Annotated in this window: 17 protein-coding genes and 1 riboswitch; of the genes, 7 read left to right on the top strand and 10 right to left on the bottom strand. The window is 69.2% G+C overall.

Annotation, left to right across the window (positions count from 1 at the left end; all coding sequences use genetic code 11):
• Positions 1–164: 164 nt before the first annotated feature.
• The 3 genes from ASG62_RS02035 to ASG62_RS02045 all read left to right on the top strand — a co-directional run bounded on the left by ASG62_RS02035 (position 165) and on the right by ASG62_RS02045 (position 2936).
• Positions 165–1805, top strand: coding sequence for an HWE histidine kinase domain-containing protein (locus ASG62_RS02035; protein ID WP_056694303.1), 1641 nt, complete (start codon positions 165–167; stop codon positions 1803–1805).
• Between the two features lie 83 nt (positions 1806–1888).
• On the top strand, positions 1889–2137 hold the full coding sequence (locus ASG62_RS02040; RefSeq protein ID WP_056694301.1) for a hypothetical protein: 249 nt from the start codon (positions 1889–1891) through the stop codon (positions 2135–2137).
• A gap of 118 nt (positions 2138–2255) precedes the next feature.
• The gene (locus tag ASG62_RS02045) at positions 2256–2936 is read left to right on the top strand and encodes an HAD-IA family hydrolase (RefSeq protein WP_056694300.1); all 681 of its coding nucleotides are present in this window, start codon (positions 2256–2258) and stop codon (positions 2934–2936) included.
• 18 nt (positions 2937–2954) lie between these two features.
• On the opposite strand, the gene ASG62_RS02050 is transcribed toward ASG62_RS02045, so the two are convergent.
• From ASG62_RS02050 to ASG62_RS02070, 5 genes are all read right to left on the bottom strand, one after another.
• On the bottom strand, positions 2955–5291 hold the full coding sequence (locus ASG62_RS02050; RefSeq protein WP_056694298.1) for a DUF3772 domain-containing protein: 2337 nt from the start codon (positions 5289–5291) through the stop codon (positions 2955–2957).
• Between the two features lie 156 nt (positions 5292–5447).
• Complete coding sequence (locus tag ASG62_RS02055) at positions 5448–7259, bottom strand: glycoside hydrolase family 15 protein (protein WP_056694296.1); 1812 nt, start codon at positions 7257–7259, stop codon at positions 5448–5450.
• 4 nt (positions 7260–7263) lie between these two features.
• On the bottom strand, positions 7264–8808 hold the full coding sequence (locus ASG62_RS02060; RefSeq protein WP_200944680.1) for a GMC family oxidoreductase: 1545 nt from the start codon (positions 8806–8808) through the stop codon (positions 7264–7266).
• Positions 8805–9488: a gluconate 2-dehydrogenase subunit 3 family protein gene (locus tag ASG62_RS02065; RefSeq protein ID WP_056694293.1), complete on the bottom strand. Its 684-nt coding sequence runs from the start codon at positions 9486–9488 to the stop codon at positions 8805–8807. The genes ASG62_RS02060 and ASG62_RS02065 overlap by 4 nt, the downstream gene beginning before the upstream one ends.
• A 113-nt stretch (positions 9489–9601) precedes the next feature.
• Positions 9602–10246 carry a thiamine diphosphokinase gene (locus tag ASG62_RS02070; RefSeq protein ID WP_056694291.1) on the bottom strand — a complete coding sequence of 215 codons (645 nt, stop codon included), beginning with the start codon at positions 10244–10246 and terminating at the stop codon, positions 9602–9604.
• 123 nt (positions 10247–10369) lie between these two features.
• Positions 10370–10474: riboswitch (TPP riboswitch) on the top strand.
• Between the two features lie 120 nt (positions 10475–10594).
• Between ASG62_RS02070 and thiB the strand changes: the two genes are divergently transcribed.
• From thiB to ASG62_RS02090, 4 genes are all read left to right on the top strand, one after another.
• Positions 10595–11563, top strand: coding sequence for a thiamine ABC transporter substrate binding subunit (thiB, locus tag ASG62_RS02075; protein ID WP_156381932.1), 969 nt, complete (start codon positions 10595–10597; stop codon positions 11561–11563).
• Positions 11564–11566: 3 nt separating this feature from the next.
• Positions 11567–13207, top strand: coding sequence for a thiamine/thiamine pyrophosphate ABC transporter permease ThiP (locus tag ASG62_RS02080; protein WP_056694288.1), 1641 nt, complete (start codon positions 11567–11569; stop codon positions 13205–13207).
• A complete protein-coding gene (locus ASG62_RS02085; RefSeq protein ID WP_056694287.1) occupies positions 13204–13920 on the top strand; it encodes an ATP-binding cassette domain-containing protein in 717 nt (238 codons plus the stop codon). Before ASG62_RS02080 ends, ASG62_RS02085 begins: the two co-directional genes overlap by 4 nt.
• A gap of 737 nt (positions 13921–14657) precedes the next feature.
• Positions 14658–16166: a M48 family metalloprotease gene (locus tag ASG62_RS02090; RefSeq protein ID WP_056694945.1), complete on the top strand. Its 1509-nt coding sequence runs from the start codon at positions 14658–14660 to the stop codon at positions 16164–16166.
• A gap of 155 nt (positions 16167–16321) precedes the next feature.
• Here the strand turns inward: ASG62_RS02090 and ASG62_RS02095 are convergent, their stop codons facing one another.
• The 5 genes from ASG62_RS02095 to ASG62_RS02115 form a co-directional block, all read right to left on the bottom strand.
• The gene (locus ASG62_RS02095) at positions 16322–17188 is read right to left on the bottom strand and encodes an RNA polymerase factor sigma-32 (RefSeq protein WP_056694285.1); all 867 of its coding nucleotides are present in this window, start codon (positions 17186–17188) and stop codon (positions 16322–16324) included.
• Positions 17189–17676: 488 nt separating this feature from the next.
• On the bottom strand, positions 17677–18273 hold the full coding sequence (locus ASG62_RS02100; RefSeq protein ID WP_056694284.1) for a CarD family transcriptional regulator: 597 nt from the start codon (positions 18271–18273) through the stop codon (positions 17677–17679).
• 492 nt (positions 18274–18765) lie between these two features.
• Positions 18766–19104: a ferredoxin FdxA gene (gene fdxA, locus ASG62_RS02105; protein ID WP_056694283.1), complete on the bottom strand. Its 339-nt coding sequence runs from the start codon at positions 19102–19104 to the stop codon at positions 18766–18768.
• A 332-nt stretch (positions 19105–19436) separates the two neighbouring features.
• A complete protein-coding gene (locus tag ASG62_RS02110; protein WP_056694281.1) occupies positions 19437–19829 on the bottom strand; it encodes an RNA-binding S4 domain-containing protein in 393 nt (130 codons plus the stop codon).
• A 6-nt stretch (positions 19830–19835) separates the two neighbouring features.
• Entirely contained in the window at positions 19836–23351 is a 3516-nt protein-coding gene (locus ASG62_RS02115; protein ID WP_056694280.1) for a helicase-related protein, read from the bottom strand.
• Between the last annotated feature and the right edge of the window lie 25 nt (positions 23352–23376).

Genomic DNA, 23376 nt, shown 5'->3' on the forward strand with positions numbered 1-23376 from the left:
GATCAAGACCTCGCCCGCCGCGTGGGGCGCCGGCTGGAAGCTCAAAGTCAAGCCGCCGCCATTGCGTGGCCGGCTATAAATTGCCACCCGGCTAAAATCTTGTCCCGTTGTCGAAGGGGCCGGACGCGACGTAAGCTTTTCAAAAAACGGAAGCATTCTGGCCGGTGACGATCGACCTTCAGACCTTATCGCGGGACGGGCTCGAAGCGGAGGTGAGACGCCTGCGCGGGCTCCTGCGCGGCGATCCCGAAACGCGGCCCGAAACGCGGAACGCGCCGGATCTTTCGGACGGCGCCGGCGGGACGGTGGCGCACGACCGCACGCGTCTGGCCGAAGAGCGTCTCGACCTCGCGCTCGAGGCCGCAGGCGCCATCGGCTGGTGGGACTGGAACGTTCCGGCCGATCTCTGCAAGTCGAGCCCCAGTTTCGCGCGCATCTTCGGCATCGATCCCGACCGTGCGGCGATGGGCCTGCCCCGCTCGGCCTATTCGGGCGCCGTCCACCCGGACGACCGCGCCCGCGTCGCCGCCGATATCGAAGCGGCGCTGGCGGCGGGCGGAAGCTTCAACCACGAGCTGCGGATCGTCGATCGGAGCGGCACCGTCATCTGGGTCTACGGGCATGGACGCTGCGAGCACGATGCGGCGGGGCGCCCTGTGCGCTGCACCGGCATCGCGCTCGACATTTCCGGCCGCAAGGCGAGCGACGCGCGAAAGAGCGCCCTCGTGGACCTCGGCGACGCCCTGCGCGACGTCGAGGATGTCGGCGAGATCGCCTATATCGCGGCCGAGGTCATGGCACGGGCGCTCCATGCGACGCGGGCCGGTTTCGGCGTCGTCGATCCCGTGCGCGAGACCGTGCTCATACAGCCGGACTGGCGCGCGCCGGGCGTCGCCAGTCTCGCCGGCCTCCATCGGTTCCGGGACTACGGCTCCTTCATCGACGATCTGAAGCGCGGCGAGGCGGTGATCATTCCCGACGTCGCGAGCGATCCGCGCACGGCCGGGACCGCCGAGGCCCTCGCCGCGATCGGCATCCGCGTCCTCGTCAATCTCCCGATCATCGAGCACGGGCGCTTCGTCTTCGTGGTCTTCGTCCATCACGACCGGCCCCATGCCTGGAACGACGCGGAAATCGCCTTCGTGCGCAACGTCGCCGACCGCGCGCAATCGGCGATCGCGCGCCTGCGGGCCGAGGAGCAGCGCCGCCTTCTCCACCGCGAGCTCGGGCACCGGCTGAAGAACAACGAGGCCATGGTCCAGGCCATCGTCACCCAGACGCTGCGCAACGCTCCCGATCTCGCCACCGCCCGTTCCGCCCTCACCGAGCGTCTCCAGGCACTCGGCCGCGCCCACGACGTCCTGTTTTCCGGCGAGACGCAGAATGCCGAGGTCGCGGCCGTGATCGACGGCGCGCTGTCGCTGCACGACGACGGCCAGGGCCGCATCGCCGCGCAAGGCCCGCCGCTGAAGATGACCGCGCCCGTCGCGCTGTCCATGGCGCTGATCCTGCACGAGCTGGCGACCAACGCGGCCAAATACGGGGCGCTCTCGGTGCCGGACGGCAAGGTGCGCGTCACCTGGGCGACGGAGGCGACGTCGGAGACGGAGGGCGTCTTCACGCTGGTCTGGCGCGAGGATGGCGGCCCCGCCGTCGCTCCGCCGACGCGCAAGGGCTTCGGCACGCGGCTGATCGAGCGCGGGCTCGGCGGCACCGCCGGCGGCACCGTGCGCCTCGCCTATGACGAAGGCGGCTTCACCTGCGAATTCGGCGCCCCGCTCGGCGACATCGGCCCGAACGTCTGATACCGACGGCCCCGACGAGGGACGTCACCCCGCCACCCGGATATGCCTGGGTCGGGGGCCTGCCGACGGGGAGACGACACGCGATGGCCGATAAGGTGCTTCACATCGTCCAGCAGTTCGAGCGCATGGGCAAGAAGCTCGTCGCCGGGCGCGCCATGGAGTTCAAGACGGCCGAGGAGGCGATCGCGCGGGCCGAGCGGGATGCGGCGCGCATGGCCGGCGTCGTCGCGCTTTCCCAGACGATCGACCTCGACACCGGAGAGGTCGTGGAGGAACCCGTGATCCACGCCCGCCACGGCGAACTGCCCAAGGAGTTCCAGCCGGACGACTGATACCGACGAGCGAGGCGGGAAGACCGATCGGCGCCCAGCCTTGCGCCCTCGGCGCGAAGCGGCCAAGAGATCGCTTTAAGCCCAGCCGTGCCGCACGGCCCCCATCGAGGAACCGGCCATGACGCGCACCAGCGCCCTCCCCTTCGGCGAGACGACCTTCGACGCGATCCTCTTCGACATGGACGGGACGCTCCTGTCGTCCATCGAGGCGACCGAGCGCGTCTGGTTCGCCTGGGGTCGCCGGCACGGTCTCGACATGGAGACGCTGATGCCCAAGCTCCACGGCATGCGCGCGATCGACACGATCGGCCGCCTGGCGCTTCCCGGCGTCGATCCGGCGGTCGAAGCCGCGCAGATTCTCGCGGACGAGATCGCCGATACCGGCGGCGTCGTGCCGATCGAGGGCGTTCTCGCCTTCCTCGCCAGCCTGCCCGCCGACCGCTGGGCGATCGTGACCTCGGCGCCCCGCGCTCTGGCCGAGCGCCGGCTTTTCGTCGCCGGCGTGACGCCGCCGGCCGTCGTCGTCACCGCCGATGACGTCTCGCGCGGCAAGCCCGCGCCGGACTGCTTCCAGCTGGCCGCCGAGCGCCTCGGCTTCCGCGCCGAGAACTGCCTCGTCTGCGAGGACGCCCTGGCCGGCATCGCGGCGGGCGAGGCGGCGGGCGCCTCGGTGCTCGTCATCACCGCGACCCACACCCATCCCGTGGAGACCGGCCATCCGACGACGCCCGGCTATGGCGACCTGCGCGCCGAGGCGACGGCGGACGGCACGATCCGCGTCACCCGCGCCGGCGCCTGATCTCCCTTTCGGGCGGCGTCAGGCCGGCGCGACCAGCTGGATGCCGTCCTTGCGCAGCCGCTCCAGGAGCGCGAAGAGCACCGCGCTGCGCGCGCTGTAGACCGCGCGCGGGCCCGAGACGAAGGCGAAGGACTTGAAGGCGACCTGCCCGCCCTCGATCCCGTCGATGAAGACCGAGGGCGCCGGCTCCGAGAGCACGGCATTGTGCTCGGCATAGACCTCCATCAGCATCGCCTTCACCGCCGCCACGTCGACGTCGAGCGGGGCCGCGAACTGGATCTGGATGCGGCCGAGCGGGTTGGCCAGCGTCATGTTGCGGATCGACTTGGTGATCAGCTCGGAATTCGGGACGATCAGCGTCGAGCGGTCCGCGATCTGGATCTCGGTCGAGCGCACGCTGATGCGCTTCACGTCGCCCTCGTCCGTGCCGATCCGCACAGTGTCGCCGATCTTCACGGGCCGTTCGGCCAGCAGGATCAGCCCCGAGATGAAGTTCTGCGTGATCGCCTGGAGGCCGAAGCCGATGCCGACCGAGAGGGCGGAGACGACGAGCGCGATGCGCTCGACGCCGATGCCGAGCGCGGTCATGGCCCAGAAGCCGGCGAGGATGATGCCGGCATAGCTGACGATGGTCGAGACCGAGTTGCGCGCGCCCTGGTCGAGATCGGTGGCGGGCAGGAAGCGCTCGTCCAGCCAGTGGCGCACGGCGCGCATCAGCGTGATGCCGATGATCAGCGCGACGGCCGCTTTCAGGATCGCGCCGGGCACGAGCGTGACGCCGCCGACCGTGATCTCGGCCGAGGCGCTGAACTGGTAGAAGAGCGAGCTGGCGCCCGGTCCGAGCGGGCCGGAGAGCAGCAGCGCGGCGAGGACGAGAATGCCGATCCGCAAGAGGGCCGAGATGACGACGCCGAGCTGGCCCACCTGCGAACGGCGGATGCCGAGCCCGGAATGGAGCGAATGGCCGAGCCGGCTGTCCGGCGAGATGAAGGTCGTGCAGAGATCGTCGACGACGATGAGGAGCAGATAGGCCGTCGCCGCCACGATCGCCGTCCAGATCGTCTGGCGGCTGAGGAAGAGCGCGAAATTGACGTAGCCCTGCAGCGCCGCGACGATCGAGACGGCGACGGCGACCCAGGCGAGGATGGTCGCCAGCGTCACTATGGTCGTGCGTGCGTTCGGCTCGCGCCCGGCATCCTCGGGATGGCTGCGCCGCAGCCGGCCGAGGCTGACGAGGACGGCGACGATGAGGCCGATATAGGTGAAGGCGACGACGTAGTTGAGAAGGATCGCGCCGACGCGGCTGATGCCGAAGGCGCGGCCGGTCTCCACCACGAAAACGCCGGCGAGCGTCAGGATCGCGCCGAGCGTCGGATAGGAGCGCAGCTTGCGGGCCGCCTCGTCGCTGATCGGCAGAAGGCGCCAGGCGGGCTGGCCGACGAGGAGCAGCCCCGCGCCGAGCGACACCATGAAGGCGCCGATCGAGGCGGTGACGGTCATGGCTTCCGCCAGGGGGCGCGTGCCCGTCGTCAGGATGTTCGCCCAGTTCATCGCGACGAAGAGCGCGATGAAGGCGACGGTGGAGGTGGCCGTGCCGACGAAGACGAACCAGACCGCGAGCGCCGAGCGCCGGGCACGCGTGCCCGCGACCTGATTGACCGCGAAGTTCCGCCCGAGCTGGCGCAGGCGCCGGCGCACGGGGCCGAGGAGGAGGCCGGCCAGGACGAGGCTGGCCGTGAGCACGGCGAAGCGCTGCAGCGTCGCCTCGCCCGGAATGCGCAGGACCTGATCGTGGATGAAGTCCCAGAACCGCGCCATGTCGTCGGGAAAGCGGTCGGCGGCGTCCATCCAGAGCTTGGGCGACAGAGGCGAGGCCACCTGCTGGAACGTGTCGCGGCTGAAGGCCTCGTTGATCTCCCGGATCATCCGGTCGATCATCTCCTTGGCATCGGCGGCCAGCAGCCGGCCGCGCTTGATGGCGCTGTCGATGCCGTCCCGCTCCTCCGTCAGCTTGGCGCGCTGCGCCTTCACGTCGGGCGCCTCGCCGTCGGAGGGCTCGCCGAGCTCGGCGATGCGGGCGTTGATGGCGGCGAGCTGCGGGTCGAGCAGGGCCACCATGGCGTTGGCCGTCGTGCCGACGACGATGCCCCGGTCGCGCAGCTCCACCTTCTGGTCGGCCGTCACGGCCCGATCGGCCTCCGCGGTGATGGCCTTCAGTTCGGCCGTCTGCTGGTCGAGCACGACGAGAGGATCGGGCGCGGCCTCCTGCGCCCCGGCGCCGGGCGCCGGGACGAGGAGGAAGAGGCAGAGAAAGAGGGCGGCGAGGAAGCCGCCGGGAGAGCTGCGCAACGTCATCGGCTCGGTCGGCGGCGCGCTCGGCGCCGCCCCTTGTTGAATCGGAAGGCCGTCCGTTAGCCCCCGATCATGGCGAAGTCGACATCGCCGCCGAAATTCATGCTGCATCGCAGCGATCTCGCGCCGTCGTGAGCTCCTGGCGGTCGGACGCCCTCCCTACACCGGCTCCCCCGAAAGCGTCGCCGCCGTCTGGATCAGGGCGAGATGCGTGAGGCCCTGCGGCATGTTGCCGAGGAAGGAGAAATCCTCGGGGTCCATCATCTCCGGCAGAATGCCGGCTCCGGCATCGAGGAGAGCCACGAGCCTGTCGAAGCGCCCGCACGCCTCCTCGCGATGGCCGAGAAGGGCAAGGCCCTCGACGACCCAGAACGAGCAGGCGAGGAAGCAGCCCTCGTCCTTCTCCACGCCGTTGTAGCGATAGTGCAGCTCGCCCCGCCGCAGCTCCCTGTCGATCGCGCGCAGCGTCTTCTCCAGCCGCTCGCGCCCGTCGAAGCCGAAGCGCACGGCCAAAGCCAGCGAGGCGTCGAGCTTGGTGGAGCCGGGAAAGAAGACGTAGGACTGGAGCTTCTCCGACCAGCAGTTCTCGTCGATCCAGGCGACGACCCGATCGCGCGCCCGGGCCCAGCGCTCGCGCGAGGTGCCGGGAATATGGCCGCCATCGGCCAGCTCCACCGCGCGCGCCAGCGCCTGCCAGGCCGAGATCTTCGACATCGTGTAATGTTCGCGCTCCTCCAGCTCCCAGATGCCGCAGTCCTTCTGGCGCCAGCGCTCGGCGCATTCGTCTGCGGTGCGGGCGAGCGTCGCGGCGCTCTTCGGGTCGAGCACATGGCCGGCGGCCACGAAGCGCGCGGCCGTCTCCAGAATGTCGCCGTAGATGCCGTGCTGATGCTGGTCGGCGGCCTGGTTGCCGGCGAGAACCGGCCTGGAATCGCGATAGCCCGGCAGATCCACCTCGCGCATCTCGCCCAGCATCCGGCCGTCCAGCCGGTAGCAGACCTTGGCACCGTGCTCGTCCAGCCGCTTGATCAGCCAGGTGAAGGCCGCCTTCGCCTCGGCCATGGCGCCGATGCGCATGAAGGCCTTGATCGTGTAGGAGGCGTCGCGAATCCAGGCATAGCGGTAGTCGTAGTTCTTCGTGCCGCCGATGCCCTCGGGCAGCGAGGTCGTCGCCGCCGCCGCGATGGCGCCGGTCGGAGAATAGAGAAGCAGCTTCAGCGCCAGGGCCGAGCGGAGCACGAGCGGGCGGTGCAGCCCGTCATAGCGCATGTTGCCGCTCCACTCGCGCCATTCGGCATCGGTCGTGTCGATGCGCCGGTCGATGGTCTCGGCGGCTTCCGCCACGAGCGGCTCGTCCTCGCCGGCGATGATCGCGACCACCTGCCGCTCGCCCGCCCCGACCTCGATCGCGCCGAGAATGCCGTCGTCGGCCTCCTCGCCGATCTCGACGCCCTCGCTGTAGCGCAGCATGCCGATGACGCTGCCGGCGTGGAAGGTCGTCGCATTGTCGTTGCGCGACAGGAAGGGGCAGATCGTGTCGGCCCGCGTGCCGAAGCGCAGCTGCAGCCGGAAGCGCACGCGACCGCTCAGGCCCTCGACGCGCCGCGCCAGCTCGCACCAGGGCAGGCGCCCGGCCGTGCCGCTGTTCAGCGACTCCGTCAGCCGCGCGGCTCCGCTCATCGTGACATAGGTCGTCTCCAGCACGTTGGAGCCGTCGAGATAGCGGCGGCTGACCTCGAAGGGCTCGTCCGGCGTCAGGAGGAAGCAGCCGCCGGAGGTTTCGGCGAGCAGCCGGTCGAACATCGGCGGCGTGTCGAGATTGGGCACGCACCACCAGTCGATCGAGCCGTCCGTGCCGATCAGCGCCACGGAGCGCCCGTCGCCGATCGCGGCATAGGAGGAAAGCGGCAGATAGCCGAGGGTGCGGCGGTCGGCTGCCGTATGGATGTCGTCGGAGCGCTGGTCCATCATCGCCTCAGGCTGCCAGAAACGCATCGGCGGTGCGCAGCGACAGCGCCATGATGGTGAGGGCCGGGTTGGCCGAGAGAGAGCTCGGAAAGGTCGAGTTGTCGGAGATCCAGAGGTTCGGCACCTCGAAGGACCGGCCGGTCGGATCGACCACCGCGCTCGCGGGATCGGTTCCCATTCGGCAGGTCCCGATCGTGTGCGCCGTCCGCTCCAGAACCCAGATGTCGCTCGCCCCCGCCGCCTCCCAGACCCGGCGCATGAAGCGCACCGCATGGTCGCGGATGGCGGTCTCGTTCGGGCCGTAGCTGTAGCGGATCAAAGGCTTGTAGAGGCCGGACTCGTCCTTTTCCTCCGACAGCATCATCCGGTTGTCGTTGGACGGCAGGCCCTCGCCGTTGATGCCGATGCCGGCGATATGGTTGTAGCGGTCGAGATAGTCGACGAGGGGCCGGCCCCAGAGCCCGCGCCCGCGCGCCACCTGATCGGCGAAGGTCTGCACGACGACGCCGAGGCTCTGGACGAGATAACCGCCCGCGAAGTCCGCATCCTTCGGGCGCACCATCTCCTCGGTGATGAGCGAGGACGGATAGCCCTTGTTCATCCGCATTTCCGGCTCGAACGTGCCCCAGACCTGCGTCGCGACATGGGCGGTGTAGTTGCGACCGACCTGCCCGTTCCGGTTGGCGACGCCCTGGTTGAGGAGGAGCCGGGGCGTCTCGATGGCGCCGGCGCAGAGGAACACGGCCCGGCAGGGCTGGCGATGCTCGCGGTCCTCGTGGCGATAGACGACGGCCGTGATGCGGCCCTCGCCGTCGAACTCGAAGCCGGTCGCGAAACATTCGGGGCGGATTTCCGCTCCCCGGCCGACGGCATAGGGCAGGAATGTCACGTCCATCGAGGCCTTGGAGCCGTTGCGGCAGCCCTGGTGGCAATAGCCGCAGTTCCGGCAGCCGAAGCGCGTCGCGCCGCCTTCCTGGTCGAAGTCGCGGGAGGTCACGGCGACCGGCGCGTCGGCGGCGAGAACGCCGATCTCGGCGCAGCCCTTCGCCATCGCCTCGGCCGGCGCGTTGCGCTTGACCGGCGGCAGGCGGTAGTTGCGCGAGGCGTCCCAGGGATAGCTGGCGGGGCCGGACACGCCGATGAAATCCTCGACCTCGCGCCAATAGGGCACGAGCTCCTCGTGGCGCACCGGCCAGTCCTCGCCCTCGCCTGTCTCCGATTTCAGGCGCATGTCGCGCGGATCGGCCCGCGGCACGAAGGCGCCCCAATGGAGCATGGAGCCGCCGACGCCGATGCCGCTATTGTTGGCGCCGAAGGCTTCGGGCGTGCGCCCGCCGCTGACGCGCTCGTTCATCCAGTAGAGATCGGAGGAAAGCGCTTCGTCGGCGAAATAGGCTTCGGGATCGCGGTTGCGCCCCGCCTCCAGCGCGACGACGCTGAGCCCGCGTTCGGCCAGCCGCGCCAGAAGCGGCGCGCCGCCGGCCCCGGTGCCGATCACGACGGCGTCGACGATCTCGCTCTCCTTGTAGCGGCGCATGGCGTCGAGCCTCACGAGACCGCTCCGGCCTGCGCGCGCGGCTCGAAATCCTCGCGCTCGCCGATGCCGACCTTCTCGAAGCCGGTGAAGAGCGCGCCGCCATGGCCGCCATTGGCGATGCCGGAATAGCCGAGGCGGGCCATCGTCGCGGGATGCGCGACATAGTGGCGAACGGCGTCCGAGCGCAGCTCCTCGAACCAGAGCACCATCTGCTCGGCGTCGAAGCGCCCCTCGCGGTCCTCGAACCCGGCCTTTCCGGCCTCGACATCGCGAAGGATCGCGTCGCGCTCCTCCGGGGAAAGATCGGCGAAGCCCTGCCCGAACCGGTCCTGCGCCAGATCGCCCAGCGTCTCCAAGCCCGCCCTGTAGGCATCCGGATCGCCCGGCAGCGCCTCGTAGCGCCAGCCATTGCCCGTCGCCTCCGCCATCATCGCGTCGAGCCGTGCGGCGAGATCGATGAAGGCGTCGGGGTTCTGGGGGACGATGCTGTCGAGCGCCGCGGAGAGAATGTCGAACTGGTGCGGCTCCAACGAGCGCGGAGCGGCCGCCGGATCGTCCGGCCGGGCGCGCTTCAGGAGTTCGTCCCGCAGATGCGGGCTGACGCGATCGGACCGGATCAGCGCCGCGTAGGCGGGCGGAAGGGTCGGCGCGGTGCGCGTGCGGGCAAGCGCCTCGCCGGGAAGATCGTCTCTCAAGCGTGCGGGTCCTGTCGAAGGGAATGATCCCGTAGACTGATTTGCCGTCCGACTGGTTCCCTCGGCATGCTCGGATGCACTGAGCCATACTGCCGCATTGCGGCAGGACATGCTCAGTCCGGCCCGGCCTCAGCCTGCACGATCAGCACCGCGCGGCCCCTTTCGATCGTCACCTCGACGGGGCCGGTCGCCTCGTTCGACTGGGTGAGGATGGAGGAGAACGGCAGATCGACGCCCTCCAGCGGCCATTTCGCCCCCGAAATGGAAAGCCCTTCGACGTCCGAGAAGCGCAGGATGGAAAAGGCGGCGCCCGGCACCGCGTCCACGATCGTCCGCCGCCCCTCGACCAGCGGAACGCCCCGCTCCGCCCCGTCGAAGAGCTCGATCGAGACGCCCTCCTCCGCCAGACCGATGGCGAGCACGAGATGCATGAAGGCATGGTCGGTGCGCGGACCGCCGCAGGCGCCGACGAGAAGAAGGCTCGTCGCGCCACGGGCCAGCGCCGTTCGGATCGCGAGTTCCCCGTCCGTCTTGTCCTTGTCGGCGGGAAAGGTCTCGCGCGGCACGTCCGGGTGGAGCGCCTGAAGGTCGGCGCCGGCGGAATCGAAGTCGCCGATCCAAAGCTCCGGCGAAAGGCCGAGCGGGGCGGCATGGCGCATGCCCCGGTCCGCCGCGACGACGCGCGTTCCCGCGACCTCGTCGCGCAAGGCGGGCGTCGGGCGGATCGTGCCCGCGAGAAGGACGGTGAAGCGGCTCATGCGGCGGGCCTGGAAGCGGTTGCGGACCTTCGGATCGACCCTGCCTCTAACCGAGGCCTCGCGCTGCCGCAACGTCGGCCGGGCCGGTGCTTGCAGGCGGCCCGGAGCCGCATTAGGATCGTCCTTGCTCACACGGGGTGCCCATTCGGGCTGAGAGGCGAGGATCATCGCCAACCCGACGAACCTGATCCGGCTCGTACCGGCGGAGGGATGGGGAGCGGTCCGCGCGGGTCTTCGTCGTGCGGTCGGCCGCCGTTCAGCCCGATGCGACAGCCGCCGCCCGCGAAGGAAGCCGCCGTGTCCCCCACTCTCGACGCCGCCCCTCTGGCGCTCGCCGCAGCCCTCCTCATGGGCGGCACGGCGCTGGCACAGGAGCCCACCAAGCCCGTCCTCACCGTCTTCACCTATGACAGCTTCGTCGCCGAATGGGGGCCGGGGCCGAAGATCGAGGCCGGCTTCGAGAAGACCTGCGGCTGCGATCTGCAATGGGTCGGGCTCGGCGACGGCGTCGCGATCCTCAACCGGCTGAAGCTGGAGGGCGCGGCAACCAAGGCCGACATCGCCCTCGGCCTCACCGCCGAACTGGTGCCGGAGGCCAAGGCCAGCGGCTTCTTCGCGCCGAGCGGCACCGATCTCTCCGCCCTGAAGGTGCCCGGCGACTTTGCCGACGACACGTTCGTGCCCTTCGACTATTCCTATCTCGCCTTCGTCTACGACACCGAGACGGTGAAGAACCCGCCCGCCAGCCTCGAGGATCTCGTCAACGGCGATCCCGAGCAGAAGATCGTCATCGAGGACCCCCGCTCCTCGACGCCCGGCCTCGGCTTCCTGCTCTGGATGAAGGCGATCTACGGCGACGGGGCCGCCGAGAAATGGGCGACGCTCTCGAAGCGCATCCTGACGGTGACGCCCGGCTGGAGCGAGGCCTATGGCCTCTTCACCTCGGGCGAGACCCCGATCGTCCTCTCCTACACGACCTCGCCCGCTTATCACATCATCGAGGAAAAGACCGAGCGATATCAGGCGGCTGCCTTCTCGGAAGGGCACTACCTCCAGCTCGAACTCGCCGGCCGGATCGCTTCCTCCAAGCAGCCAGGCCTCGGCGCCGACTTCCTCGCCTATCTCGTCTCGCCCGAGGTCCAGGCCCTCCTGCCGACGACGAACTGGGCGCTGCCCGTGACCGAGCCGGCGACGCCGCTGCCCGAGGTCTTCGCGCGCATGGTGCAGCCGACGAAACCCCTCGCGATCCCCGCCGAGGAGGTCGCGGCGAACCGCAAGGCCTGGACCGAGGAGTGGCGCGCCGCGCTCGGCCGCTGATCCATGGCGCGGCGCCGAAACACCATGCCGGACCGGGGCTGGCGCCTCGGTTTCGGCCTTGCCGTGCTCGCGCTTCTCGCCGGGCTGGTCGGAGGCGCCTTCGCCGCGCTCTTCGCCTATGCCGGCGGCGGCACAGGCTTTAGCGCGCTCGCCTCCGACGCCTATCTGCGGGGCGTCGTCCTCTTCACGCTGGAGCAGGCGGCCCTCTCGACGCTTCTCTCGCTCGGCTTCGGCTGTCTCTTCGCTCTCGCCCTCCACCGAACGCGCTTTCCCGGCCGCGCCCTCCTCGTCCGCCTTCTGATTCTGACGCAGGCTTTGCCCGTCCTCGTCGGCGCGCTCGCGATCCTCGCGGTCTGGGGCCGAAGCGGCCTCGTTTCGGAGGCGCTCGTCTCGGTCGGCCTCGGCCGGCTGGATGTCTACGGCCTGTCCGGCATTCTCCTGGCGCACACGTTCTTCAACATGCCGCTCGCCGCGCGCCTCGTCCTCTCCGCCCTCGACGAGGTGCCGGCGGAAAGCTGGAAACTGGCCGGCCAGATGTCGCTCGGCCCTCTCGCGACCTGGCGCATCGTGGAGGCGCCGGCGGTGCTCCGCGCCGTGCCCGGCGCCGCGAGTCTGATCTTCATGCTCTGCATGACGAGCTTCACCCTCGTTCTCGTCCTCGGCGGCGGGCCGGGCGCGACGACGCTCCAGGTCGAGATCTACCAGGCTCTCCGCGCCGATTTCGATCCCGCGCGGGCCGCCCTTCTCGGCCTCGCCCAGATCGCCCTGACGCTCCTCGTCCTCGCCACCATCCTGCGGCTTCGCGGCGCGGCCGATGCCTTCGCGGGCCTTGGCCGCACCGCCCGCCGCTACGACCGGCGCTCGTGCCCCATGGCGGTCCTTTCCGGGCTCGTCTGCCTCCTCGGCGGCACCTTCGTCATCGCACCCTTCGCCGCCGTGATCTGGCGCGGCCTTGCCGCCGACCTGCCGCGCCTCGTCGCCGAGCGGGCCGTGCACGAGGCGGCGGCGACCAGCCTTGCCATCGCGCTCGCCTCCGCCGGCCTCTCCCTCCTCCTGTCGGCCGGGCTGCTTCTGGCGGGCGAGGCGCTGCGCTCGGACCCGCGTCCGGCGCGGCGCGGCTTTCGCGCGGTCTTCGATCTTTCCGGCAGCCTCGTCCTCGTCGTGCCGCCCATCGTGCTCGGCGCGGGGTGGTTCCTCGCCCTTCGCGCTGTCGCCGATGCCTTCGCGCTCGCCCCCGCCGTCATCGTCACGGCCAATGCGATGATGGCCATGCCCTTCGTCACGCGCATTCTCGGACCCGCCTTGGCGGAGGCCGGCGACCGGCATGGCCGGCTGGCGGCCCATCTCGGCCTTGCCGGCCTCGCGCGCCTGCGCCTCGTTGAGGGTCCGGCCCTCCGCGCGCCGCTCGGCCTCGCCTTCGCCTATGCGCTGGCTCTGTCGCTCGGCGATCTCGGCGTCGTCACGATCTTCGGCAACGAGGATCTGGTGACGCTGCCCCTCCTCCTCTACCAGCGCCTCGGCAGCTATCGAACCGCCGACGCCGCGGGTCTGGCACTTCTCCTCGGCCTCGGCACGCTTCTGCTCGTCGTCGCCGCCGAGCGCCTCTTCGCCCGACGGATCGCCGCCCCGAGGATCGCCCGATGACCGCGCCCGCTCTCCATCTCGACGGCGTCGCCACCCGGTTCGGTGCCGAGGAGATGATCTTCGACCTCAGCGTCTCGCCCGGCGAATGGCTGGCGGTGATCGGCCCGAGCGGCGCCGGCAAGTCGACGCTGCTCGATCTCGTCGCCGGCTTTCTCGCCCCCGATGCCGGCCGCATCCTGATCGACGGCATCGACCGCACGCAGAGCGCGCCGGCCGAGCGCCGGCTCAGCATGGTCTTTCAGGACAACAACCTCTTTCCCCATCTCGACGTCTTCCAGAACGTCGCCCTCGGCATCACCTCCCGCCGGCGCCTCTCCGACGGGGATCGGGACCGGGTGGAGGCGTCCCTCGCGGCGGTCGGGCTCGAAGGCTTCGGCGCGCGGCGCCCGGCCGAGATGTCCGGCGGCGAGCGGCAGCGCGTGGCGCTCGCCCGCGCCTTCCTGCGCGAGCGCCCGCTGCTCCTTCTCGACGAGCCCTTCGCCGCGCTCGGCCCCGCCCTTCGCCGGAACATGCTGGCGCTTCTGGCAAGCCTGAAGGCGGCAAGGGCGCCGGCTCCGATGACGATCGTCCTCGTCACCCACAATCCAGAGGATGCCCGCCGCCATGCCGACCGCGTCGCCTTCCTCGACAAGGGCCGCATCGCCGCCATCGGCCCCGCCGCCATGCTGGACGATCCGGCCGATCCCGCCCTTCGCGCCTATCTGGGGCTCTAATACCGACGAGCCCTTGAATCGACCTGTTTCGCCGGAGCGGCCTTCGTCGTGGACGAGGAGGGCGATGGGGAGGCAAGCCCGGCCCTGCGGGTGGACCTTGGCGGACTTTCGGAGTGCGTCGCCGCGCTTGGACGTGCCCCCGGCACGCCCGGCGCACGGCTCCTACCCGAAAGACCGCCAAGGCCCACGAAACAGGTCAATTCAAGGGCTCGTCGGTATAATCCCAATTCCGGCGGGTTTTGCCGGTAGTGACACTTAGGATGACCGGCCCGACTTGCCGCGATGCAAAAAGCTTCGGCACTGTGTCCTGGCGAGGCTTTCGCCGGCGCCCCATTTGACGATAGAGGCTGTTATGGACCTTGGACAGGCGTTGTGTCGTGTCAGCGACGTTCAGACCGGTAGGAGGGTAGAACAGGCAAGACTGTCCGTCTTGTCTGTTCTGGCCGACGCCCCGGATGACGTCGCTCACACGACCCGAAGGGCCGTTCGTGTTTGGCCGCGGATGTGCGTCGCCCTCTTTGCCGGTAGCCCCGCTACCGGCTACATCGGGCTCCTACCCCGCGACCAAACACGAGCGGCACAACACCTGTCCAAGGTTCATAACAGCCTCTAACAGGCCGGCTGATGGGGCATGCCCTTGGAATCGAAGGTCCGCTTCTTCCGGAAGAGTGGACCAGCGCGCGCGGCAGGCGCAGGGATCGAAGATCGACATGGCGGCTCTCTCCTCGGCAGGACGGATGGGATCGATCGCGCGGCTCCTGGCGCGGGGGACGGCGCTCGGCCTGTCCCTGATGCTGCTCGGCGCCTGCACGACGATCGAATCCGGCCTGCAGGAGGCCGCCGATTCCGAGGCGCTGAAGGCCGGCTACATGCCGGGGCCGACGCGCGAGCCGATCACCTTCGAGAATCTCCAGAAGGCCGATCCGCAATCCTCGATCGGCCGCTCGCAGCACCCGAAGATTCTCGCGGCCTATGGCGGCGCCTATTCGGACCCTAAGCTCGAGCAGACGCTGGCCGGCATCGTCGGGCGGCTCGCCGCCGTGACGGACGATCCGAACCGGATCTATCGCATCACCGTCCTCAACTCGCCGAACGTCAACGCCTTCGCCTTGCCCGGCGGTTATCTCTACGTGACGCGCGGCCTTCTCGCGCTCGCCAACGATTCCGCCGAGGTCGCGGCCGTGCTGGCGCACGAGATGGGCCACGTCACCGCCAATCACGGCATCGAGCGGCAGAAGCGCGAGGAAGCCGCGGAGATCGCCGGGCGCGTCGTCAGCGAGGTCCTGTCCAGCGACGCCGCCGGGCGCGCGGCGCTCGCGCGCGGGCGCCTCAGCCTCGCCAGCTTCTCGCGCAACCAGGAACTCCAGGCCGATGCGCTCGGCATCCGCCAGACCGGGCGCGCGGGCTACGACGCCTTCGCCGCCTCGCGCTTCCTGCGGGCGATGGACAGCTATTCGCATTTCCGCGCGGCCTTCCAGGCCGACAATCCCGATCTCGACTTCCTTGCCTCGCATCCCGCCGCGCCCCAGCGCGTTGAACTGGCCGAGCGGCACGCGCGCGAGTTCGGCATGAACGGCACGGGCCTTCGCGACCGCGACCGCTATCTTTCGGGCATCGACGGCATGCTCTTCGGCGACAGCGCCGTCGAGGGCTATGTCCGCAACCGGTCCTTCTACCATCCCGGCCTCGGCATCACCTTCCAGGTGCCGCAGGGCTTCGTGATCGACAACACGGCGGAAGCGGTCCTCGCAACCGGCCCCGGCGACACCGCCATCCGCTTCGACGGCGTGGCGCTCGCCCAGAATTCCGGCCTCGTCGACTACATCAAGTCCGGCTGGATCGGCGGGCTCGACGTCGGCAGCATCCGCGAGCTGCGCATATCGGGCCTCGAAGCCGTCTCGGCCCGCGCGGCCGGTGGAGAATACGTCTTCGACGTCACGGTCATCCGCGTCGGCGATCAGGTCTACCGCTTCCTCACCGCCCTCCCCGCCGCATCGGACGCGAGCGTCGGGCAGATCGCGGGAACGGTCGCCAATTCCTTCCGCCTCCTCAGCCCCGCGGAGAAGGAATCGCTGAAGCCCCTGCGCATCCGCATCCTGACGGCCGCCGCCGGCGACACGCCGCAGAGTCTCGCCAACCGCATGACCGGCGTCGACCGCAAGCTCGAAATGTTCCAGCTCCTGAACGAGCTGGGGCCCACGACGCCGCTGCAGGCCGGCGAGCGCTACAAGATCATCGGCGAGTAGAGCCTCCACGGCGCGGCGCCTTCCGGTTCCGAGCGACGGGAGAAATCGAACGCCACGCGGCGCTTTCCCCAGGACGGGCATTCGACCTCGCACCTCACAGCAAAAAGGCCGGGCGCGAGCCCAGCCTTTTCATCGTCTTCCGCCATGGGCAGGTTTCAGCTCAGATAAGCCGCCTGATCCGGATTGGCTTGGAGAAGCGCGGTGCGCAGCTTTTCCATGGCGCGGGTCTCGATCTGGCGAACGCGCTCCTTGGAAATGCCGAGCTTGGAGCCGAGGGCCTCCAGCGTCGCGCCGTCGTCCTGAAGCCGGCGCTCGCGGATGATCTTCAGCTCGCGCTCGGAGAGAACCGTCAGCGCCGATTTCAGCCAGGTCACGCGGCGCTCGTCGTCGATCGAGGTCGAGACCATCTCGTCGGGCAGCGGGTCCTTGGCGACGAGGAAGTCCTGCCGGTCGGCCGAGCCGGACTCGTCCTCGATCAGCGGCGCGTTGAGCGAGGAATCAGGGCCGGAAAGGCGGGAGTCCATCAGCGCGACGTCGCCCTCCGAAACCTTCAGCGCTGTCGCGATCTCGCGATACATGGCCGTGCCGGACAGGCTGTCGGAGCCCTGGCTCAGCCGGGCGCGGAGCCGGCGGAGGTTGAAGAAGAGCGCCTTCTGCGCCGAGGACGTGCCGCCGCGCACGATCGACCAGTTGCGCAGGATGTAGTCCTGGATCGACGCTCTGATCCACCACGTGGCATAGGTGGAGAAGCGAACCTCCCGCTCCGGCTCGAAACGGGCGGCGGCTTCGAGCAGACCGACATGGCCTTCCTGGATGAGATCGTTCATCGCGAGGCCGAAATGGCGGAACTTCGAGGCCATGGAGATGACGAGGCGCATATGCGCGGAGGTGATCTTGTGGAGCGCCTCCTGGTCCTTCTCTTCCTTCCACTTCACCGCCAGTTCGTACTCTTCCTCGCGCTGGAGATAGGGCGCCGCCATGGCGGCCCTGATCATGGTGCGGCGTGCAGATTGGGACTTCATCGCTCAAACCTTCCGGTGCGGGCCTGACGACGGGTCTCGCGAGCGAGGCGCCGGTCGAGGAGGCGATACGATGAGGCGGAGCGGGAACAGCGATGCTGCGGTCTCGACCTCGGCGGCCGGATGCGCGGAGGGACCCCTTCGCATCTCGTGAAACCAGAACGCGAGCATGAAGGGAACGTTCCCAAGGATGGAAACTTTTTGTCGCTAAATAGTGCGGGAAGGAGCGGCGGCAAGCTAGGAAGCGCCGAATGCTGCGAAGGCCACCGGCCCGGTGGCCTCTGCCCTATCCCGGACGACAGGCCGGACCGACGACCGCTGCCGATGGGCCCATCCATCCGCGATACCGTCGGAAAGTCGAGCCTCGTGCCGGCCGAAACGGAGCGATTCTCTCTCGCAGCGCAAAAAGACTACATCGTCGGCCGACAAAAGCAAAGCCGGCCGCGACAGGGTCGCGGCCGGCTTGAAAGCAGTATCGAACTCGCCTGAAATCAGGCGGCCTGAACTTCCTCGGCGACCTCTTCGGCCTCGGCGTCGGCATCCGCCTCGTCCTCGGCCTTGGCGGTGCGCTTGGGGCCCTTGTTGAGATTGGTCTCGATCAGGCGGACGGCCTCGGTCTCGGACACCTCGTTGACGGCGGCAAGCTCGCGCGCCATGCGACCGAGGGCGGCCTCATAGAGCTGGCGCTCGGAATAGGACTGCTCGGGCTGGCTGTCGGCACGATAGAGATCGCGCACGACCTCGGCGATCTGGATGAGATCGCCCGAATTGATCTTCGCGTCGTATTCCTGGGCCCTGCGGCTCCACATGGTCTTCTTCACGCGGGCGCGACCCTGGACGACCTTGAGGGCGCGTTCGACGAAATCGGTCTCGGAGAGCTTGCGCATGCCCACGGCTTCGGCCTTGGCGACCGGCACCTTGAGACGCATCTTGTCCTTCTCGAAATCGATGACGAAGAGCTCGAGCTTCATGCCCGCGACGACCTGTTCCTCGATGGCCACGATCTGTCCGACGCCATGGGCGGGATAGACGATGCTCTCGCCGGTCTTGAAACCCTGACGCTGGGAGGTCTTCTTCTGAATGGTCATACGCCCTCTTAAACTCCCTGTTGTGCCGGGCCACGACAGCCGCTAGACACGGGGGGCCGGTGCTTCGCACCGCCCGTTTTCGAAGCACTTCGCGACCGATGCGAAGCGACAGCGGCGCCCTGCGAAGCCGACCCGATCCCGCAAGATCGAAGGCGCGTTCCCACAACCCCGAAACTCAGGGGTGGCGAGCAGCGAACCTTTGGCGGGAAAACGTCCTTTCGAGGCACCCGGAACGAGGACCTGCCCGAAGGAAAGGCAGGCGCCGCTCGACTGTCACGTTGAGAATAACTTATTCTTCCGCAAAATTCAAGGTTTATGCCAAAGCGCTGCAATTTCGTCACAGCGACGCGACGCCCTTGCGAGCCGCAGCCTTACCAAGGCTGGGATGATCTCGGGCATCGGCGAAAGCCTTGAAAAACAGCAAAAAGACCGGTGCTTTCGCCCCGGCCTCGCTTGTTCCCCCTCGCGTCCGGCGCCGCTCGGCGCGGACCGTCAGTCGCCCTGGCCGCGCTCGGCGGAAAAGTATTTTTCGAATTTGCCGGTCTCGCCGTCGAACTTGGCGGCATCGGCGGGCGCATCGCGCTTGATCGTGATGTTCGGCCAGGCCTCCGCATACTCGGCGTTGACCTTCAGCCATTTGTCGAGACCGGGCTCCGTGTCGGGCTTGATCGCCTCGGCGGGGCACTCAGGCTCGCAGACGCCGCAGTCGATGCACTCGTCGGGATGGATGACGAGCATGTTGTCGCCCTCGTAGAAGCAGTCCACCGGACAGACCTCCACGCAGTCCATGTACTTGCACTTGATGCAGTTGTCGGTCACGACGTAGGTCATAACGGGTCCTCGGGATCGGACCGCGCTGCGGTCCCTTTCGATCGGCGAGCAGGACCCGATCCCGCCCGGCCCCATTCGAGTTTCGGGAGGTAGCCCCTGCATCCCTCGCTGGCAAGGGCAAAGCATGCACCAAGTCGGCGCCCAAAGAGAACTGTTTTGCGTTGCGGCGGAACGGCGGGCCGAAACCGCGAAAATCCTTCGCCAAGGCGTGTGGGTCGGCGTTTTCGCCGCAGGATGGAGAACCGGCCTTCTCCGATCGAGGCCGGCAAGCGCCCATCTCGTCGAACCTGCGCCCCCACGCGATGCTCAAAGTCGGCCACGACCGGCACCCTCTACCCGTCGTCCTCCCAGCGCAGCCGGTCGAGGGCGCGGCGCTCGCGCTTGTTGGGCGGCCGCTCGCTCGGCGTATAGCCGGCCTCCACGGCTTTCGCCGCCGCCTCCTCGGCCTTCGGCTCCGGGGGCGTCATGTCCTCGTAGAGCGTCTGCGCCTCCGGCGCCGGCCCGCGCCGCTGACCCGGATCGAGGATCTTCAGAACCTTGACGCCCCGCCCGATCGGGATCGTCAGCACATCGCCGGGGCGCACGATCTTGGCGGGGTTGTCGATCTTCTCGCGATTGACGCGAACCCCGCCGGAAAGGAGCAGTTTCTGGGCGAGGCTACGGGATTTGACGATGCGCGCGAAGAACAGCCACTTGTCGACGCGCTGCTCGCCCGCTCCCGCCATCCGCGCTTACTTTCCGAGCTTGTCCCGAAGCGCCGCGAGCTTGGCGAAGGGAGAATCGGGATCGATCCGCGCCGGCGCCTTGCTCTCGAACCGTCTGGTCTCGCCGCCTGCCGCCTTGTCCGGGCGTCCGTCGCCGCGATTGTCCGGCCGGTTGTCGCCGCGCGGCGGGCGCTTGTCGCCGCTAAAACCCTCGCGCCGGTTCTCGCGCCCGTCTCTCGAGCCGCCCGGCTTCTCGCCGCCCTTGCCGCCGAAGGAGCGCTGGTTGCGATCGCCGCCCGGTCCCTTGCCGCCGCCGCCCTGGCGGAACGGACGACCGCCGCTGCGCTCGCCCTCCGGCCGTGCCTCGCGGGCAACCGCATCCGCCGGCGCGCCTTCGGCCCCGGCCTCGGCCGGCTGAGCGCCGCGCCCCGGCTGACGCCCGCCCGGACGCTGGCGACCGCCCGCCCGATCGCCGCCGCGTCCATCGCGCGCGCCGCCCCGGCCCTCGTGCCGCTGCGGACGCCAGACCTGAACGAGCTTGATCTCGGCCGGAGCCACCGGCACCTCGGCAGACGCGGCCTCGGCGGCCACGGGCTCGGAACGCTCGCCCGCCTCGGACGGCGCAACATCGGATGCTTCGCCGGCAGCAGCTTCCGCAACGCCAATATCGGAGGACTCGGGAGCGGTCTCGTCCGTCGCTTCGGCAGGCGCGTCGGCTTCGCTCGAAGCCTCGGCGGTCTCCGTCTCGGCCGCAGGCGCCGTCTCGGTCTCGCTCGCCGGCTCGGCCGCATCGGCCAGACCGGGCTCGAGCACGCCATCCGCCGCCTCGGCCGCAGCGGCCGTCAGCGCATCCTCGGCCGGATCGCCCGAGGACGCCGCGACATCCGACGACGTCGAAGCATCGGCATCGATCGTGCCTTCCGCAGCGGCCCCGGTCTCGGCCGACCCGGCAGCGTCGCTCTCGCCCTGCGCCAGGGCGCCGCGAGCGGCTTCAGCCGCCGCGACCACGGCGGCTTCCGCCTTGGCCGCTTCGGCGGCGAGGGCTTCCTCGTCCTGCCGGGCGATCGTCTTCTCGATCTCCTTGGCGTCGATGCCCTGGCTGCGATAGCCGAGGCCCCGCAGGATCTCCTCCATGTCGTCGGCCGTGGCGCCGAGGATCGACATCATGGCCGGCGTCACGAGGAACTGCGAGCCGTTGAAGCCGCCTTCGGGGCGCTTCGTCGTGCCGGGCTTCCAGGCGAGCGCGGGCCGGATGAGATCGGCGAGCCGCTCCAGGATGTCGATGCGCACCGCGCGGCGCCCGAGCAGGCGATAGCCGGCGAGCGCGTAGAAGATCGGATCGAAGGCCGGGTCCGCCACCGCCGAGGTGCGCCCGGTCGAAAGAAGGTGCGTGACGTCGCCGAAGCCCGGCTTGTCGCGCCCGTCCTTGGCGATCGCCCAGAGCAGCGTCAGGAGATTGGCGGGCGCCGGCTTCACCAGCGCGGGCACGAAGATGTGGTAGGCGCCGAAGCGCACGCCATGGCGCCGTAGCGCGGCACGGGCATCCTGGTCGAGCGAGCGGACCTCGTCGGAAATGTCCCGGCGCTGGAGCAGGCCGAAATTCTCCACGAGCCGATAGGCGATGCCCCGGGCCGTGCCCTCCAGCCCTTCGGCGGACTTGAGGTCCATCAGCGGCTTCAGGATGGTGGAGACCTGATAGGTGACGAAACGCTCGGCGCGCGCGGCGACCTTGTCGCGCGCGGGACCGGTCAGCTGCTCGTCGGCCAGAAGCACGACGCGCGGCGTCATCGCGTCGTCGCCCGAGGTCAGCGAGGCGACGGGCGCGCCGAGCCAGCGAAGAAGTCCGTCCTGGCCGAGCGCCAGATCCCCGTTCGGAGCGTTGAAGAACCGTTCCGCCCGCGAATCGAATTCACCGGCCAAGGCCTTTTGCGCTGCCGCGCGAACGGCTTTGGCGTCGGGTCCGTCGGCTTTGGTGTCCGGCGAGAACCTGAATCCCTGCAGTTCGCCGACATGGTGGCCCTCCACGAGCACCTTGCCGTCGACGCCGATTTCAGCCTCCATGGATGCGTTCTCTCTCAGCCGCTTCATCAAGACGCTTGTCCTGCGGTCTACGAAGCGTTTCGTCAACCGCTCGTGAAGAGCGTCGGAAAGCCGGTCCTCGATGTCCCGGGTCTTTTCCTGCCAGTGTGACGGATCGGCCAGCCATCCCGGGCGGTGCGAAATATACGTCCAGGTGCGGATTTCGGCGATGCGGCGCGAGAGCGTGTCGATGTCGCCCTCCATCTGGTCGGCGCGTAGAACCTGCGCGGCCATGTAGTCTTCCGCCACATGTCCGCGCCCGACGAGATCGCCGTAGATGGTCGCGATGATCTCGGCATGCTGGGCGGGCGCGATGCGTCGATAGTCGGGAAGCTTGCAGGCCTCCCAGAGCATCTCGACGCGCGCGGCCGTCGTCGCCCGCTCCGTCACGAACGGGTCGCGCGACAGAAATTCGAGCGCGCGCTGATCGACCGCAGGCAGCGCCCGCGTCAGCTCCGGCGCGTTCGGCACGGCGTCGAGGCTCGCCTTCAGCCGGTCGAGCGATCCGAAATCGAGCTGGTCGGACCGCCATTGAAGCACCCGCACCGGCGGGAAGGCATGGGCCTCCAGCGCCTGCACCAGCTCGTCCGCCAGCGGATCGACGCGGCCCGTCACGCCGAACGTGCCGTCGCGCAGGTGCCGCCCGGCGCGGCCCGCGATCTGCCCGAGCTCGGCCGGCGTCAGCTGGCGATACTGGAACCCGTCATATTTCCAGTCCTGCGCGAAGGCGACATGATCGACGTCGAGATTGAGCCCCATGCCGATCGCGTCGGTCGCGACAAGGAAATCGACGTCGCCGGACTGGTAGAGCTGGACCTGCGCGTTGCGGGTGCGGGGCGAGAGCGCCCCCATCACGACGGCCGCCCCGCCCCGCTGGCGGCGGATCAGCTCGGCGATCGAATAGACCTCGTCGGCCGAGAAGGCGACGATGGCCGAGCGCCGGGGCAGGCGCGTCGTCTTCTTCTGGCCGGCATAGAGAAGCTGCGACATGCGCGGCCGCGTCACGACCTGGATGCCCGGCAGGAGCCGCTCCAGGACGCCGCGCATAGAGCCGGAGCCGAGCAGCAGCGTCTCGGAATGGCCGCGCGTGTGGAGGATGCGGTCGGTGAAGATGTGCCCGCGCTCGAGATCGCCGGCCAGCTGCACCTCGTCGATCGCCACGAAGGCGGCGTCCGTCTTCCGCGGCATCGCCTCCACCGTGCAGACGTGGAAGCGCGCGTTCTTCGGCTTGATCTTCTCCTCGCCGGTGATCAGCGCGACGTTGGAGGCGCCGACCCTGTCGACGACCTTCTGATAGACCTCGCGCGCCAGAAGACGCAGCGGCAGTCCGATGACGCCGGAGGAATGGGCGACCATCCGCTCGATGGCGAGAAAGGTCTTGCCGGTGTTGGTCGGCCCGAGCACGGCAGTGACGCCGGAGCCGGTCTGGGGGCGCATATCCGGCGCTCGGAAGGAGGCGTTCATAGACGCATCAATTAGGGTGCCGGGC

The sequence above is a fragment of the Aureimonas sp. Leaf427 genome, from assembly GCF_001425485.1.
GTDB lineage: Bacteria > Pseudomonadota > Alphaproteobacteria > Rhizobiales > Rhizobiaceae > Plantimonas.

Coding starts and splice junctions, on each gene's coding strand:
- ASG62_RS02070 (WP_056694291.1), bottom strand. CDS start 10,246: ATGAGCCGCTTCACCGTCCTTCTCGCGGGCACGATCCGCCCGACGCCC.
- ASG62_RS02055 (WP_056694296.1), bottom strand. CDS start 7,259: ATGATGGACCAGCGCTCCGACGACATCCATACGGCAGCCGACCGCCGC.
- ASG62_RS02115 (WP_056694280.1), bottom strand. CDS start 23,351: ATGAACGCCTCCTTCCGAGCGCCGGATATGCGCCCCCAGACCGGCTCC.
- ASG62_RS02090 (WP_056694945.1), top strand. CDS start 14,658: ATGGGATCGATCGCGCGGCTCCTGGCGCGGGGGACGGCGCTCGGCCTG.
- ASG62_RS02050 (WP_056694298.1), bottom strand. CDS start 5,291: ATGACGTTGCGCAGCTCTCCCGGCGGCTTCCTCGCCGCCCTCTTTCTC.
- ASG62_RS02080 (WP_056694288.1), top strand. CDS start 11,567: ATGGCGCGGCGCCGAAACACCATGCCGGACCGGGGCTGGCGCCTCGGT.
- ASG62_RS02100 (WP_056694284.1), bottom strand. CDS start 18,273: ATGACCATTCAGAAGAAGACCTCCCAGCGTCAGGGTTTCAAGACCGGC.
- ASG62_RS02045 (WP_056694300.1), top strand. CDS start 2,256: ATGACGCGCACCAGCGCCCTCCCCTTCGGCGAGACGACCTTCGACGCG.
- ASG62_RS02095 (WP_056694285.1), bottom strand. CDS start 17,188: ATGAAGTCCCAATCTGCACGCCGCACCATGATCAGGGCCGCCATGGCG.
- fdxA (WP_056694283.1), bottom strand. CDS start 19,104: ATGACCTACGTCGTGACCGACAACTGCATCAAGTGCAAGTACATGGAC.
- thiB (WP_156381932.1), top strand. CDS start 10,595: ATGGGCGGCACGGCGCTGGCACAGGAGCCCACCAAGCCCGTCCTCACC.
- ASG62_RS02110 (WP_056694281.1), bottom strand. CDS start 19,829: ATGGCGGGAGCGGGCGAGCAGCGCGTCGACAAGTGGCTGTTCTTCGCG.
- ASG62_RS02040 (WP_056694301.1), top strand. CDS start 1,889: ATGGCCGATAAGGTGCTTCACATCGTCCAGCAGTTCGAGCGCATGGGC.
- ASG62_RS02085 (WP_056694287.1), top strand. CDS start 13,204: ATGACCGCGCCCGCTCTCCATCTCGACGGCGTCGCCACCCGGTTCGGT.